Annotated in this window: 2 protein-coding genes; one reads left to right on the plus strand and one right to left on the minus strand. The window is 67.4% G+C overall.

The features are described 5' to 3' along the window. The first annotated feature begins 6 nt into the window (after nt 1-6). The gene (locus tag AC1DWF_RS31825; RefSeq protein WP_476842544.1) at nt 7-1,035 is read left to right on the plus strand and encodes an IS110 family RNA-guided transposase; all 1,029 of its coding nucleotides are present in this window, start codon (nt 7-9) and stop codon (nt 1,033-1,035) included. A 238-nt stretch (nt 1,036-1,273) separates the two neighbouring features. Here the strand turns inward: AC1DWF_RS31825 and AC1DWF_RS31830 are convergent. Continuing rightward, on the minus strand, nt 1,274-1,584 hold a 311-nt coding region (locus AC1DWF_RS31830), incomplete at its 5' end, for a beta-barrel domain-containing protein (protein WP_476842543.1).

The following is a 1,584-nucleotide window of genomic DNA, read 5'->3' on the forward strand; positions in this document are numbered from 1 at the left end:
GGTGTGATGCAGATCGCGGTTCTGGGGATCGACTTGGGTAAGAACAGCTGCAGCGTAGCGGCTTTGGACGCGAGTGGGCGCGTGGTGCTGCGGCGACGCCTGCACCGGGACGGCGTGGTCAAGCTGGCGGCGGGACTGCCGGGTTGCGTGATGGCGATGGAGGCCTGCTGTGGTGCGCATCACCTCGGTCGTGTGCTGCAGGGCCAAGGCCACCAGGTGCGGCTGATGTCGCCGGAGTATGTTCGCCCTTACGTGAAGGCGCAGAAGAACGACGACCGCGATGCGGAGGCGATCGCCGAGGCGGCAACCCGGCCGACGATGCGGTTCGTCGAGCTCAAGAGCGAGGCACAGCTCGACATGCAGAGCCTGCACCGCGCCCGTGACCGGCTGGTGGGCGAGCGGACGGCGCTCATTAACCAGATGCGCGCCGTCCTGCTGGAGCGCGGCCTGATCGCGCCGCAAGGGCGACGCAAGCTGGAGCTGCACCTCGAGACCCTGCTGGCGGCGGAGCAGGTCTCGCTGAGCCCGCGGACCCGGCGGCTGATCGAGGACCAGCGCGCCGAGTGGCGCGAGCTGGACCGCCGCATCCTGGCGTTCGACGAGGAATTCGCGCTGCAGGCCCGGACGGACGAAACCGCCCGGCTGCTGACCACCATCCCGGGGATCGGGCCACTGAACGCCACGGCGCTGGTCGCCGCGATTGGCAGGGCCGAGACTTTCGCGCGGGGCCGAGACCTGGCTGCCTGGATCGGGCTGGTGCCGAAGCAGATGACCACGGGTGGCAAGCCGAAGCTGTTGGGGATCAGCAAACGCGGCAACGAGTACCTGCGCCGGATGCTGATCCACGGCGCCCGTGCCGCCCTGCCGACCTTGTCGAAGAGCGAGACGCCACTGGGTGGCTGGCTGCGGGGCCTGCTCGCACGGGCACACGTGAACACCGTGGTGGTGGCGCTCGCCGCCAAGTTGGCGCGGATCATCTGCGCGGTGCTCCGCAGTGGGCAGAAGTTCGAGATGCAGGCCGCGACCGCGTCGTAGCCAACGAGACCGGTCGTTCGCGCTCACCCGGCGCGGGCGGCTGGCGAGGTCTGCGGGTGGTGGAAACGAGATGGCCTGACAGTCGATCGGCGTTCTGGAAACCTGGTCAAAAAAATGGCGCTCGACGCCGTGCAGTTTATGAGGACCGGAACGCGCGGATCTCCATCTTGGCCAGGGCTCTGCCCTGAGACCGGATACGTTGGCGTAGACTGATCAGGCAGGGTCGTGAAATCCACTTTCAGACGGGGCGGGCCATACGTTCTTTGAAGGCGCGCGCGAAGGAGTCGCGGATGGGTTGCGCGAGGTAGTTCCAGAAGGTCCGTTGTCCCAGGGTGATATGGGCTTCGACGGGCATGCCTGGCGTGAGGGCTACACCCTGCAGCCGGGCGAGTTGCTCCAGGTCGATCTCGATATAGGCGCGGTAGTGCGAGGCGCGTGTCTGCTGATCCACCGTCACGTCGGCGGCGACGAAGGTGACGTGTCCATGCAGCGTGGGGACGAGGCGTTGCCGAAAGKCGGGCAACCTCACCTCCGCGGGCAGTCCTGGAT

This window comes from Aminobacter sp. P4_D5 (genome assembly GCF_056401815.1).